At 66.0% G+C, this 11,934-nt stretch carries 16 protein-coding genes; 6 read left to right on the top strand and 10 right to left on the bottom strand.

What is annotated here, in order from left to right; all coding sequences use genetic code 11:
• Positions 1-129 precede the first annotated feature (129 nt).
• From PLN84_RS11110 to PLN84_RS11095, 4 genes are all read right to left on the bottom strand, one after another.
• Positions 130-1,305 carry a hypothetical protein gene (locus PLN84_RS11110; RefSeq protein ID WP_300033270.1) on the bottom strand — a complete coding sequence of 392 codons (1,176 nt, stop codon included), beginning with the start codon at positions 1,303-1,305 and terminating at the stop codon, positions 130-132.
• A gap of 87 nt (positions 1,306-1,392) precedes the next feature.
• Positions 1,393-2,328: a prenyltransferase gene (locus PLN84_RS11105; RefSeq protein WP_292559034.1), complete on the bottom strand. Its 936-nt coding sequence runs from the start codon at positions 2,326-2,328 to the stop codon at positions 1,393-1,395.
• Positions 2,329-2,354: 26 nt separating this feature from the next.
• Positions 2,355-2,999 (bottom strand): hypothetical protein, encoded by a 645-nt coding sequence (locus PLN84_RS11100; RefSeq protein WP_292383656.1) that lies wholly within the window; start codon positions 2,997-2,999, stop codon positions 2,355-2,357.
• A 54-nt stretch (positions 3,000-3,053) separates the two neighbouring features.
• Positions 3,054-3,335, bottom strand: coding sequence for a DUF1294 domain-containing protein (locus PLN84_RS11095; protein WP_292383654.1), 282 nt, complete (start codon positions 3,333-3,335; stop codon positions 3,054-3,056).
• Between the two features lie 116 nt (positions 3,336-3,451).
• Here PLN84_RS11095 and PLN84_RS11090 point away from each other — a divergent pair, with 116 nt between their 5' ends.
• A complete protein-coding gene (locus PLN84_RS11090) occupies positions 3,452-4,393 on the top strand; it encodes a UbiA family prenyltransferase (RefSeq protein ID WP_292383653.1) in 942 nt (313 codons plus the stop codon).
• 7 nt (positions 4,394-4,400) lie between these two features.
• On the opposite strand, the gene PLN84_RS11085 is transcribed toward PLN84_RS11090, so the two are convergent.
• Positions 4,401-4,718, bottom strand: a complete 318-nt coding sequence (locus PLN84_RS11085; RefSeq protein WP_292383650.1) for a cupredoxin domain-containing protein — start codon at positions 4,716-4,718, stop codon at positions 4,401-4,403.
• A gap of 148 nt (positions 4,719-4,866) precedes the next feature.
• Here PLN84_RS11085 and PLN84_RS11080 point away from each other — a divergent pair, with 148 nt between their 5' ends.
• The gene (locus tag PLN84_RS11080) at positions 4,867-5,763 is read left to right on the top strand and encodes a 4Fe-4S binding protein (RefSeq protein WP_292559035.1); all 897 of its coding nucleotides are present in this window, start codon (positions 4,867-4,869) and stop codon (positions 5,761-5,763) included.
• Here the strand turns inward: PLN84_RS11080 and PLN84_RS11075 are convergent.
• Positions 5,711-5,950, bottom strand: a complete 240-nt coding sequence (locus tag PLN84_RS11075; protein WP_292559036.1) for a hypothetical protein — start codon at positions 5,948-5,950, stop codon at positions 5,711-5,713. The two genes, PLN84_RS11080 and PLN84_RS11075, sit on opposite strands and share 53 nt — an antisense overlap.
• 128 nt (positions 5,951-6,078) lie before the next feature.
• On the opposite strand from PLN84_RS11075, the gene PLN84_RS11070 reads away from it, so the two are divergent.
• The 3 genes from PLN84_RS11070 to PLN84_RS11060 all read left to right on the top strand — a co-directional run bounded on the left by PLN84_RS11070 (position 6,079) and on the right by PLN84_RS11060 (position 7,170).
• Positions 6,079-6,405: a nucleotidyltransferase family protein gene (locus PLN84_RS11070; protein ID WP_292383645.1), complete on the top strand. Its 327-nt coding sequence runs from the start codon at positions 6,079-6,081 to the stop codon at positions 6,403-6,405.
• Between the two features lie 218 nt (positions 6,406-6,623).
• Positions 6,624-6,746: a HepT-like ribonuclease domain-containing protein gene (locus tag PLN84_RS11065; RefSeq protein ID WP_348532073.1), complete on the top strand. Its 123-nt coding sequence runs from the start codon at positions 6,624-6,626 to the stop codon at positions 6,744-6,746.
• Between the two features lie 226 nt (positions 6,747-6,972).
• On the top strand, positions 6,973-7,170 hold the full coding sequence (locus tag PLN84_RS11060) for a CxxC-x17-CxxC domain-containing protein (RefSeq protein WP_292383643.1): 198 nt from the start codon (positions 6,973-6,975) through the stop codon (positions 7,168-7,170).
• A 145-nt stretch (positions 7,171-7,315) separates the two neighbouring features.
• Here PLN84_RS11060 and PLN84_RS11055 read toward each other — a convergent pair whose 3' ends face one another.
• The 4 genes from PLN84_RS11055 to PLN84_RS11040 all read right to left on the bottom strand — a co-directional run bounded on the left by PLN84_RS11055 (position 7,316) and on the right by PLN84_RS11040 (position 9,794).
• On the bottom strand, positions 7,316-8,185 hold the full coding sequence (locus tag PLN84_RS11055; protein ID WP_292383640.1) for an ATP-binding protein: 870 nt from the start codon (positions 8,183-8,185) through the stop codon (positions 7,316-7,318).
• Entirely contained in the window at positions 8,182-9,015 is an 834-nt protein-coding gene (locus PLN84_RS11050) for an ATP-binding protein (protein ID WP_292383638.1), read from the bottom strand. Before PLN84_RS11050 ends, PLN84_RS11055 begins: the two co-directional genes overlap by 4 nt.
• A gap of 13 nt (positions 9,016-9,028) precedes the next feature.
• Positions 9,029-9,370 carry a NifB/NifX family molybdenum-iron cluster-binding protein gene (locus PLN84_RS11045; RefSeq protein ID WP_292559037.1) on the bottom strand — a complete coding sequence of 114 codons (342 nt, stop codon included), beginning with the start codon at positions 9,368-9,370 and terminating at the stop codon, positions 9,029-9,031.
• A 64-nt stretch (positions 9,371-9,434) separates the two neighbouring features.
• Positions 9,435-9,794, bottom strand: a complete 360-nt coding sequence (locus PLN84_RS11040) for a NifB/NifX family molybdenum-iron cluster-binding protein (protein ID WP_292383636.1) — start codon at positions 9,792-9,794, stop codon at positions 9,435-9,437.
• A 182-nt stretch (positions 9,795-9,976) separates the two neighbouring features.
• Between PLN84_RS11040 and PLN84_RS11035 the strand changes: the two genes are divergently transcribed.
• A partial coding sequence (locus PLN84_RS11035) for an ATP-binding protein (RefSeq protein WP_348532072.1) occupies positions 9,977-11,934 on the top strand: 1,958 nt, incomplete at its 3' end.

Genomic DNA, 11,934 nt, shown 5'->3' with positions numbered 1-11,934 from the left:
AATACCGGGACGTAGACACAGAGCAAAGTCGCGGCCGTGACGGCGGCGACCGCGACGAGGTCGCCGGGGACGTCCCCGGCAGCCTCGAGGATCAGGGGTTGTTGGTCCTCAGTCTTCATGAGCTGGTCGTCAAACTCTTCCTCTCCACCCAAGCATCAAGGTTGCGAGAGCGACGATGGTCAGGAGGGGGGCCAGCGGCGCGGCGGTCGGGGTCGTCGCCGTAGTTGTCGTGGTGGTCGCAACGGCGGCGGCGGTCGGGGTCGTCGCCGTCCGGGTGGGTGCCTCTGTGGGGACCAGGAGGGCGTAGGTGCCCGCCCGGGAGATTTCCGTCGTGATCCGGTCGCCCTCGGCCTTCGAGGGGACCGGGGTCCAGGCGCCGTTCTCAAGCCGGGCGAGTGTCGCCGTCGTCTCGGCCGACGGGAGGCGGAGCGAGAGGGTCGCGGCGGGGTCGAACGTCCGGTCCGCCGGGGTCACGGCGTAGGCGTTCCCGGAGAAGGACCAGCCGGCAGGAGCGGTGCCCGGCGCTGCAATCTTGAGGAGCCCGGCGCCGGCAAGGTTGGTCCCGGTGAGGGAGGCCTTCCCGTCGGCCGAAGTCACCGGCGCGGGACCGGCGGTGGAGGTGGGGTTGGTCGACCCGCTGTTACCGCTGTTACCGCCCGGTGTGCTGGTAGTGGCCGGTGTCGCGGTCTGTGTTGGGGTTGCGGTCTGTGTCGGCGTTGTGGTCTCCCCGATCGCGATCGTCCGCGAGAGGGCTTCAGACCCATCGACGTAGACGGAGACCGTCGCGGCGCCCTGGTCGATCCCCTCGATGGCGAAGGTGATCTGGCCGTCGTTGGGCCCCTGCTTCGTGCCGAGCACCGTCAGGTCGGCGATGATGTTCTCCGCCGCCGCCTCACCCCCGAGGGTGACGACGTTGAGCGTCCCGCTGGAGATACTCTGGGCCTGGCTGATCCGGACCTCGCCGTTCGCGTCGGCCTTGTAGTCCATGGTGACGGACCCCCCGTCGGGGAGCTCCGCCGCAAGCTCGGTCCGGTTCGTCCCCTTCGTGTAGGCGTTCACCTCGCCCGAGGTGAGCGAGAAGGGGAGGGTGATCGACCGGGCTGTAAAGGCGAACGTCTCGCCCGGGGTCGCGGGGAACTCGCCGCGGATGCCGAGCGAGAAGGTAGCGTTGTCGGGAAGGTCGCGCACGTCCACGGTGACGGTGTCCCCGGACTCGATCGCGTCGGGGCTGATCGTGATCGTCGCCGCCGTCGCGGCCGGGATCAGCAGAACAAGCAGGAGCAGAAATCCACCCAATCTCTTCACAAATAACATCTCCTTATCTTCTGGATAGGATGTACATGATTGTTCAGAAATAAAAAAGTTAATGAGGAGATACCGGAACCGACCGCATCAGGAGCCCGGAAGGGATGCTGCGGCCGCGGTGAGGAGATAGAGGACGACAAGCCCCTGGAAGAGGAAGTAGCCCTGGATGTTTGCCGTGGCATGGCGGAGGGCGGGCGCCCGCTCCGCGGACCGGTGCGAGAACCCCCGGAGGGCGAGCGCAAGCGGGATTGTGGAGATCAGCGCCACGGGCCGGAAGTCCACGGGGGCGAAGACGCCCGTGAACGCGTAAACGGTGAGCATCGCGGTCGCAAGGCTCGCCGCGAGGGCGATGAGCGAGAAACCGAAGATCCGCCCCCGCCGGACGACCAGGGTCCGTTTCCCCCCCAGGATGTCGCCCTCCATATCCGGGATCTCGACACTCGTGATGAAGACGAGACCGTAGAGGCAGAGCGGGACGGCGAAGGCGAAGAAGGGCCAATCAAGCGTCCTCATCGCGACGAAGTAGCCCGCGCCCGGCATCAGGAGGCCGAAGGTGATGACGTTTGCGACCTCGCCGAGCCTGTGGTAGGCGAACGCGAGCGGCGGCGCGGTGTAGAACCAGCCGAGGAGATTCCCCGCGATGCCGAAGGCGAGGAAGATGACCGGGTAGCCGTAGATGACCACAAAGGCGTAGCCGATCAGAAGTGAAGCCGCCATCAGCCCGACGGCCGCGGCGAGCGCGGCGGGCTTGAGGTCCGGGTGCCGGCGGAGGACGCCGCTCCCCCCGGAGATCGCCGTCGTCTCGACGAACCGGTCGGCGTCGGCGTCGAAGTAGTCGTTGCTGTAGTGGACGGAGAGATGGGCCGCGGCCATCGCCGCGTAGCCGAGGAGGAACTCGCCCGGGGTGAACCGCGCGCCGAGGAGGAAGGCGAGGAGCGCCCCGGCGGTGAACGGGACAAAGCCCGAAAGAAGGAACGGAAACCGGCCGAGCCGGATGAACTCGACGGCAGTGCGCGCATCCATGGCGATGGTCTCGCGGCGCCGGAGTATTATAGTTTTCTGGCCGGCACGAGCAGCGGCGCCACGGCCCGGAGCGCACCGGTGCCGCCGTCGACGTAGAGGAGGCCGAGGACGGCCCGGGCGAGGGTCTCCTTCTCCTGCGCGGGACCGCCGCCGGCCGGAGAGCCGGTCCGGCACGCAGACAGCCCCCACCGGTCCGCGAGCGCGGCAAATTCCGCCGCCGGGGCCTGTTCGCCGGAGAGGACCTTCACCTGCAGCGTGACGTCGCCGACGATCGCCGCGGCATGAGCGCCATCGGGGAAGGCGGCGAGGAGTGTGAGGTCGTCCGCCGGGATCGGGAGCGCCGCATCGGGGAAACCGGCCCGGATCGTGAGAAAGAGCCGCGCCGTGGAGGGGTGGAGCAAGATCCGAACGAGACCGTCCGGGTCGCGGAAGGAGTACCCGGTATCCTGCTCGATGCGGGGGAGGATCTCCCGCACCACGCGGTCGGCCTGCGACGCCAGGCGCCCGATCTCGCGGCTCCATCCTCGTATCCGCCGGAGCCGCCGCGTCGTGAAGGAGGACCGCCGGTGGGCGGGACGGTACTCCGCCCGGTACCCGCGCACGAGGCCGCGATGGAGCGCCGCGAGGGTCTCTCCCACCGGGCGGCGGAGAGGGCCGTAGCCGTATGCCATACGGAGTAGGGTGGGAGAGAAAGATATCTTTACCTTTCGGACAATGTTAACCGGTCATATCATCCCCAGGACGAGCGCGGCAAAGAGGAGGAGGTGCAGGCAGACGAAGACGGGGACGAGCCGGAACTTCCCCTTCTGCGTCTTATGCCGGAAGCGCCGCATCGCGGCCAGCGCCCCGAACGGCCCGATCAGCGCGAAGGCGAGGAGGCTCCGCTCAGGGGTCCGCCATGCCGCCCGTTCCGCGGACTTTTTGTCGTGGCGGTAGGCGGCGAACGCGAAGATGTTCAGCAGGGCATAGATGAGCAGAAGACTGACCGGTATAAGGACATCCGTCATGGCGAACTCCCGCCGCCCCGGTTCCGGGGCGGCAGCCAGGTACTCTACGCTCTCAACCTTTTTATGCGACCTGCAACGCTTTTTGAACCAGGACGTGGTATCCCCTACGTACCATCATGAGAGAGACCCTCACGGCGCTCGCCGACCTGACCCGCATCCACTTCTTCTTTGTCTGGCCGCTGCTCTTCTGTTCGGGCCTCGCGCTGGCGTTTGAGAACTACGGCGGACTATCGTGGGAACTCGTCGGCCGGGCGGCGCTCATCGGGCTCTTTGGGTTCGAGGCCGGGCTCGTCTTAAACGACTACGTCGACCGGGAGTACGACAGAAAGGACGTCGACGAGTCGCTCACCCGCTACTGGCGGCCGTTCAAGGCGCGGCCGATCCCGGCGGGACAGATCTCCCCGCAGGCCGCCTTCGCGATCTTCCTCGTCCTCGCCGGGACTGCGGCAGCGCTCGCCGCGACCCTGCCCGCGCCGCACAACCTCTACGTCCTCGGGATCATGGGCTACTCCTACCTGGTCGAGTACTTCTACCAGAAGAAGAAGCGGCGCCAGACCCTCCCCGTCGCCCAGGTCGTCGGGCGGACGGACTTCGCGCTCTTCCCGGTCGCCGGCTACCTCGTCATCGGCAGCCCTGATCTCACCGCCCTCCTCTACTTCCTCTTCTTCTACCCCTGGACGCTCGCGCACCTCGGGGCGAACGACATCGCCGATATCGAGAACGACCGCGCCCGGGGGATGGCGACGGTCCCGATTCTGACCTTCGGTCTGACCGGGTCGGCTCCGGAGGACCCGACTCCGGTCCTCTACGGGATGAGGGGCGCAGCCCTCTGGGTCCTCGGCTTCTCGGCAGTTCACGCCGTGATGGCGCTCGTCTTCGGCCTCACCCTCGGCCCGGTCGCCCTCGCCGGGTTCGGCGTGGGGCTCCTCCTCCTCGGGGCTGCAAACGCCTTCATCCTCCAAACGAAGAGCCCGGCCGCGGCGATGCGGGCGCTCCCGCTCATCCACGCGACCGTGATCGTCTACGCGGCGGCGATCATCGCGGCCGCCGTGCTCTAGGGGACTCTTACGTTACGACGAACGCCCCGTGCATCGAGGGATGGACGTCGCACCGGAAGAAGTAGTTCCCCGGGGTCTCCGGCGCCGTGAAGGTGTAGGTGATCTCTGCAGGCCCCGTGACAACCTCACCGATGAAGATCGCCTCGCTCGCCGAAGCATCCGTGTAGACCGCGACGTTGTGCGGAGTGCCGTCGTCCCGGTTGTCGAACTCAATCGTCACCTCCGCACCCGCCCTGACCGTGATCGTCTCCGTACTGAAGGAAAAACCCTCGGCCATGACCGCCACGGCCATCTTCTCCGCAGCGCGGGCCGCCTCAGCGGTCACGCCCGCACCCCCATGACTGCACCTGCTCGTATCATGCGCCCAGCCTGTCGGGCAGGAACCATAAAGGTTACCCGGCCCGCGCATACTTGCGCCCACCCCCGGGCAGGGGCGGTTTTACCATGATGCCGGTCATATCCAGATCCAGGATATGGCTGAACAGACAAAGAGACGGCCCGGAGTCATCCGCCTCCGGGAGAAAGGAAAAGTCGCCGTGCGGGGGAAGGTCCCGGCCGGCGTGATGACCGCGGCGCAGATGGCGGCGGTGGCCCGGATCGCGGAGGAGTTCGGGGACGGCACGGTCGGGCTGACCACCCGGCTCAACGTCGAGATCCCCGGCATCGACCGGCGGGATGCCGGTACGGTCGCGGAAAGGCTCCGGGAGGCCGGGATCGAGGCGGGGAGCACCGGGGCCACCTTGCGATCGGTCGTCGCCTGCAAGGGCACGGTCTGCCGGCACGGGTGCTGCGACACGCAGGGGCTCGCCCGGGCGATCGAGGAGCGCTACGGGGGGCGCGACCTCCCCTGGAAGCTCAAGATCGCCGTTACGGGGTGCGTGAACAACTGCGCGAGAGTCCAGTCAAACGACATCGGGATGATGGGCCGGCGGCTCCCGGCCTACGGCGCCGGCGAGTGCAACGGCTGCGGGGCGTGCGAGACGGTCTGCCGGGAAGGGGCGGTCCGGGTTGTCGACGGCGAGGCCTGCCATGCGGAAGAGAACTGCGTCGGCTGCGGCGACTGCATCACCGTCTGCCCCATGGAGGCGATCGGCGTCGCGGCGGAGGGGGTGCGCCTCTATCTCGGCGGGAGGTCGGGCCGGGTCCTCCGGGTCGGCGTCGAGGCCGACGGGTTGATATCCGAAGAAGAGGTCACCGGCGTCGTCGGGCGGTTGCTCGACTGCTACCGGGAGAACGCGCTGCCGGGCGAGCGGCTCGGCGAGATGATGAACCGGGTGGGGACGGAAGAGGTCTTTGCGGCCGCCGGGCTCCGGCCGCTCACTGTTGCGGCACCTCCGCACGCCTGCCGTCCCAGTCCCCGCACTCCGTGACGATCCGCCACATCTCCCGGACCCCCTCCTCTTCCAGCCGCAGGATCCGGGCCGTCCCGCCGAGGCTCTCCTCGACCTCGAAGAACTCCCGTGCCTTCTGCTCGTTGAACGGGCCGTAGCGCTCGATGCCGTCGTGGTCGCCGAGGACCTCGACCCGGTACTTCAGACGGGATACGTTCATCATCATTCACCGGATGTGAAATCGCCTGCAGATCTATAAACCTTGGGGGCACCCTGGCGGGAGGAGTCGGGTCCGGGCGGAGCAAAGATTGAACGCCCCCTTAGCCTTATTACCTCTCAAAGAAGGTTATAACAATGCCACAGAGGCCGGAGGACATCCCCCCGCACTGGACCGTGCGGTCGATCATCGATACGCTCAAAAGAGCGAAGCCGTACCTTCGGGAACGGTATCGCGTCCGCGAGATCGGGGTCTTCGGCTCGTATGTGCAGAGCAAGCAGGGCATGGGGAGCGACCTCGACATTCTGGTCGAGCTCGATGAGCCGCTCGGCTGGGACGTCGTAGACCTCAAAGAGGATCTGGAGAGGATCCTCGGTCTCCCTGTAGATCTCGTGGTGAAAGGTGGGATTGCCCGGCGGCCGCGGCTCATGCAGGCCGTCGACGCGGAAGCGGTATACGTCTAAACGCGACGAATCTCTGTTGATTGGAGATATCCTGGAGGCTATCGGGCGCATCGAGGAGTATACTGCAGGATACTCAAAGGAGGGCTTCTTCCGGGACAGAAAGACCATCGATGCTGTGATCCGTAACCTCGAGATCATCGGAGAGGCGTGCGGACAGGTTCCCGAACCGGTTCGGGCGGAGTATCCCCTGATCCCTTGGAAGAGGATTGTAGAGAAATATCGTCATCCATCATTATTTCGGCGTCGATCTCGAGACCGTCTGGTTCATCATTACGCAACAACTCCCGGAACTTCACTCGCTCCTTGCGGCAACGCCCGACCGAAAACGCCTCGAAGATTAACCGCGCATACCCCTTTCCGGCTCCCACACCACCCGGAAGCGCCCGTAGGGATAGGGAGCAATCCAGCAACCCTTCCGGACCTTCTCCGGTCCCGAACTCTGCCTCATGCGGGCAAGCCGGGAGGTCGCCCCGGATAGGATCCCGATCACCCTCACTCTCCTTCCGGGCCGGTGAAGTACATTATATACTATACACCCGTATCTCTACAGGCAGTGTTCTTATCTGCATGAGCAATCCAATGGATTATAACAGAGGCAACAGAAATTTCGGTGGTCCTTCGAGGAGCTTCGGCGGTCCCCGTGAAATGACGAAGACCGTTTGTTCAGACTGTGGGAAGGAGTGCGAAGTCCCCTTCAAGCCGACCGAGGGTAGACCCGTCTACTGCCGGGACTGTCTCCCCAAGCACAGAAAACCCCGGTTCTAAACCAATATATTCTTCTTTTTCAGGAAACGTTTGAGCGTGGATCTTCGGTCTCGACCGAAGAGTCACGAGACCTTTGCCGGATCTCCGGCAACACCCTGCCCGGAGCGGAGCGGCCCGGGGCATCGCAACACCCCGGGCGGCGGGCTCACGGAAGCCCGAGTTCAGAGAAGAGGTTGTCGCGGAGTGCCCGGAGCGCCCCGGCCGCCGGCGACTCGGTCCGGGTCACGGGCCGGCCGCTCCGCACCGCCCCGACGACCGCCGGGTCGAAGGGGATCTTCCCGGCCACCGTGATGCCTTCCCGATCGCAGTAGTCCTCGATCCGCCGGCAGATATCCTCCGCGAGGTCGAACCGGTTGATGGCGACAACGATCCGGACCTCAAACCGCCGGCAGACCGTCACGAGCCGTTCGAGGTCGTGGAGCGCCGAGACTCCCGGCTCCGTGACGACCAGAACCGCGTCCATGCCGCCGACCGTCGCGATCAGCGGGCACCCGATCCCCGGCGGGCCGTCGGCGAGGAGGAGGTCCTTGCCGGCCGACCGGGCGAGCGCCCGTTTCTTCACCTCGTTGACGAGCAGCCCCGAGTTCCCGGAGCCGGGGAAGAGCCGGGCGTGGGCGAGGTCCCCGAGCGCCGTCGCGGAGACGTAGATCTCCCCGCAGAGGCGCGGCTCCATCGAGACCGCCCCCATCGGGCAGACGTAGGTGCAGACGCCGCAGCCCTCGCAGTGCAGGGCCTCCACCGTCCAGGCATCGTCCCGGCGGACGATCGCCCCGAACCGGCAGCGGTCGGCGCAGATCCCGCAGTCGCGGCAGCGTGCGAGATCGATCCGGGCCGCTGCAAGCCCCCGGAACTCCTCCGTGCTGACCCGGCGGGGGTCGAGGAGGAGGGAGAGGTTTGCGGCGTCCACGTCGCAGTCGGCGAGGACCTGCGGCACACCGCTCACGTCCGCGAGCGCCGCCGCCACCATCGTCTTCCCGGTGCCGCCCTTGCCGCTGACGACGGCGAGCCGGATCACGGGCTCACCTTCCTAACGAGCCCGGCGAACCGCTCCTCCCAGCCGGGAAGGTCGCGGCAGATGAGCCCGCCCCGGTTCTGGACGGCCGCGATCTCCCGCGAGAACGGGATGGTCATCAGGACGGGCAGATCGTGCTCCCGGCAGAATGCCACGGTCGGAGCGTCCTCACCGTCGCTCCGGTTGATCACGACGCCGGCGGGAATGCCGAGTTTCTCCACCACCTCCGCCGCGAGCGAGAGGTCGTGCAGCCCGAACGGGGTCGACTCCGTCACCAGGACGCAGGCGTCGCTCCCCTCGAGGGTCTCGATCACCGGGCAGGCGATCCCCGGCGCGGCGTCGTAGACGGCAAGCGGGTGTCCTTCGCCGAGCATCTTTGCCGCCCGGATGACCGCCGGGGCCTGGACCTCCCCCTCGTTCAAGACCCCGCTCACCAGCGTGAGGCGGGGGAGGGGGCGGGAGCAGGCGACCCGGCCGACGGTGCGCGGGACCTCCCGGACCGCACCCTGTGGGCAGACGAGGACGCAGCCCCCGCAGGAATGGCAGAGTTCCGGGAAGACGAGGACGCTGTCTTTCAGGACCGAGAGCGCCCCAAAACGGCAGAACTTCCCGCACTCGCCGCAGAAGGTGCAGCGGGCGGGGTCGATCGCCGGAACCGGTGTCGTCACCGGCACGTCCACGGCCGCGGCCGGGAAGAAGAGGTGGAGGTTCGGCTCCTCGACATCGCAGTCGACGAGCACGACATCGCGGGAGCGGGAGAGCACGTAAGCGAGGTTTGCCGCCACCGTGCTCTTCCCGGTCCCCCCTTTGCCGCTTGCAATCGCTATCTTCATGCCAGGTCCTGCTTCAGGAGAGGGCGAGCGGCGTTAAGGTCCCGGCGGTGTACCCGGCGAGGGCATCGGCCACGCTGCCGCTCCCGCGGTAGGCGTATGCCTTGATCCCGCCCGCTTCGAGGGCTTTTCCGGCGTTCCCGCCGACCTGGCCGGTGATGACGGCCGTCGCGCCGTGCTCCGAGAGCATCTGGACCGCCCGCGGCCCGACCCCGCCTGCGGCGTCGACGAGGGGGTTCTGGACCGATTCCGATGCTCCCGTCTCCGTGTTGACGAAGACGAAGTAGGGCGCCCGGCCGAACCGCTCTTCAACCGGGGCATCCGTGCCCGCGGCGCGGGCTGTGATGCAGACAATCATATTCTTTCACTCCGCTCTGAAATATTACTCATATGTGCATAATCCTTTGGATGGTGCACCCACCTTAGTGGTGCCCGCTGCACTCCCCGCCGTCCTCATGGTGGCAGGAGCTCTCCCCCGGCGAGAGGCGGCCGGCGATATAGTCTTGCGCGACGTAATCGACGTTTCCGCTGATGCCGAGGAGCACCTCGATACCGTTCTGGTGGAAGATCTCGACGGCCCGCGGCCCCATCCCGCCGGCGATGATCAGGTCGACCCCGTGCTCCGCGAGGAAGACCGGGAGCCTTCCGGGTTCGTGGCCGGGGCTCGGGAGGTCGTCTCTCCGGTAGATGATTGAATCCTCCACGTCAAATATCGCATACTCCCCGCAGTGCCCGAAGTGTTCGGATACCTTGTTTCCGTCCTGTGCAATTGCAATTCTCATGATCTCACCCGTCCCCGCGGCCCCGTGCAAGTAGTGAGCCGCATATAAACATACTACACATAAGCGCGAAAGTAAGTAAAACCACCTATCGTACCATCCGGTAGCGGGAGTGAAATTCCGGGAACCTTTTTTAAGGCATGCGACATCCAGCGGTGTAAGTTTGTAGAAACTTGGTGAGATTGATGATGCAACCTCTGGATATTGAAGACTACCGGCACGTTTACGAGCCGGGAAACGTGGAATGCACCAGCACCGAGGAGATGCGGCCGCTCGAAGAGATCATCGGCCAGGAGCGGGCGCTCCGGGCGCTCCGGTTCGGCCTGGAGATCCGGGAGCCCGGGTTCAACGTCTACACCGCCGGAGCGCAAGGGACCGGACGGATGCGGGCCGTCCGGAGCTTCCTCGACGAGCTCGCGAAGGCCAAACCCCGGGCGAGCGACTGGGCCTACGTCCATAACTTCCAGAACCAGTACGAGCCCAACGCCATCGCCCTCCCGGCAGGACGGGGGCCCCGGTTCAGGGAGGATATGAAGCGGTTCGTCGAGGAGGCCCGCCGGGCGCTCCCACGAGCGTTTGAGAGCGAAGAGTATGCCAAACGCCGGGACGAGACCCTCCAGTCGCTCCAGGGCAACAGGACCGACCTCATCGCCCGGATCAACCAGAAAGCCCAGGAGGCGGGGTTCGTCATCCAGATGAGCCCCATCGGTCTGCTGACCATCCCGGTCATCAACGGCCAGCCGGTGCCCGAGGAGGAGTTCATCAACCTCCCCGACGAACTGCGGGCGGAGGTCCAGCGGCGGCGGGAGGCCCTGAACGCCGAACTCCGGAGCACGCTCCGGCAGGTGCAGGATATCGAGCGCCAGGGGGCCGAGGCGGTCAAGGACGTGAACCACGACATCGCCCTCTACGCGATCGGCAACCTCGTCGCCGAACTCAAGGAGAAGTATGCCGACGTCGCGGAAGTGCCCGAATACATCGACGCCGTCCAGAACGACATCCTCGAGAACCTCCAGGCCTTCCTCGGCGTCCCCGAACAGCCGGGCGCCCCGCCCCAGTTCCAGGCCTTCATCCGGGAGATGCCGTTTAGGAAGTACGAGGTGAACGTCGTCGTCGACAATGCCGGGACCGAAGGCGCGCCGGTGATCTTCGAGCAGAACCCGACGTTCCAGAACCTCCTCGGCAAGATAGAGAAAGAGGTCCAGTTCGGGATCTTCACGACCGACTTCACGATGATCCGGCCGGGCTCGCTGCACGCAGCCAACGGCGGCTACCTTGTCATGAACGTCGAAGACCTCCTGCGCGCTCCGCTCTCCTGGGACGGGCTCAAAACAGCCTTAAAGACCGGGGAGGCCGTCATCGAGGAGCCGGGAGAGCGGATGGGGTTCATCACGGCAAAGACGATCAAGCCCGAACCCATCCCCCTCGACATCAAGGTGGCCCTCGTCGGGACCCCGATGATCTACCAGGCCCTCTACCAGATGGACCCCGACTTCAAGGAGCTCTTCAAGGTCAAGGCCGATTTCGATATCGTGATGGACCGGAGCGACGAGAACGCCGGGAAGTATGCCGACTTCATGTGCAACCTCGTCCGGGAGGAGAACCTCCGGCACCTGGACCGGGAGGCGATCGCCCGGGTGATCGAGTACGGCTCGCGCCTCGCCGAAGACAAGGAGAAGCTCTCGACCCGGTTCTCCGTGGTCGCGGACCTGATCCGGGAGGCGAACTTCTATGCCGCGAGCGAGGGGACCGAGGAGATCGGCAAGCGACACATCACGAAGGCGATCGAGGAGAAGGTCTACCGTTCGAACCTGGTCCAGAAGAAGATCGAGGAGTACATCCGGCGGGGGATCTTCCTCATCGATACCGAGGGGGAGAAGGTCGGCCAGGTGAACGGCCTCTCGGTCATCGGGCTCGGCGACTTCATGTTCGGCCGGCCGTCGAAGGTGACCGCGAGCATCGGGGTCGGCCGCGAGGGGATCATGGATATCGAGCGGGAAGCGGCACTCGGCGGACCGATCCACACGAAAGGCGTCCTGATCTTGAGCGGCTACCTCAACAACAACTACGCGCGGGACAAGCCCCTCTCCCTCTCGGCCCGGCTCGTCTTCGAGCAGAGTTACGAGGGGATCGAGGGCGACTC

The sequence above is a fragment of the Methanoculleus sp. genome (assembly GCF_035363275.1).
In the GTDB taxonomy this organism is placed as follows: domain Archaea; phylum Halobacteriota; class Methanomicrobia; order Methanomicrobiales; family Methanoculleaceae; genus Methanoculleus.
This window is presented reverse-complemented; position numbering and strand designations above follow the sequence as displayed.

Coding starts and splice junctions, on each gene's coding strand:
- PLN84_RS11090 (WP_292383653.1), top strand. CDS start 3,452: ATGAGAGAGACCCTCACGGCGCTCGCCGACCTGACCCGCATCCACTTC.
- PLN84_RS11045 (WP_292559037.1), bottom strand. CDS start 9,370: ATGATTGTCTGCATCACAGCCCGCGCCGCGGGCACGGATGCCCCGGTT.
- PLN84_RS11060 (WP_292383643.1), top strand. CDS start 6,973: ATGAGCAATCCAATGGATTATAACAGAGGCAACAGAAATTTCGGTGGT.
- PLN84_RS11050 (WP_292383638.1), bottom strand. CDS start 9,015: ATGAAGATAGCGATTGCAAGCGGCAAAGGGGGGACCGGGAAGAGCACG.
- PLN84_RS11095 (WP_292383654.1), bottom strand. CDS start 3,335: ATGACGGATGTCCTTATACCGGTCAGTCTTCTGCTCATCTATGCCCTG.
- PLN84_RS11070 (WP_292383645.1), top strand. CDS start 6,079: ATGCCACAGAGGCCGGAGGACATCCCCCCGCACTGGACCGTGCGGTCG.
- PLN84_RS11100 (WP_292383656.1), bottom strand. CDS start 2,999: ATGGCATACGGCTACGGCCCTCTCCGCCGCCCGGTGGGAGAGACCCTC.
- PLN84_RS11105 (WP_292559034.1), bottom strand. CDS start 2,328: ATGGATGCGCGCACTGCCGTCGAGTTCATCCGGCTCGGCCGGTTTCCG.
- PLN84_RS11080 (WP_292559035.1), top strand. CDS start 4,867: ATGGCTGAACAGACAAAGAGACGGCCCGGAGTCATCCGCCTCCGGGAG.
- PLN84_RS11040 (WP_292383636.1), bottom strand. CDS start 9,794: ATGAGAATTGCAATTGCACAGGACGGAAACAAGGTATCCGAACACTTC.
- PLN84_RS11075 (WP_292559036.1), bottom strand. CDS start 5,950: ATGATGATGAACGTATCCCGTCTGAAGTACCGGGTCGAGGTCCTCGGC.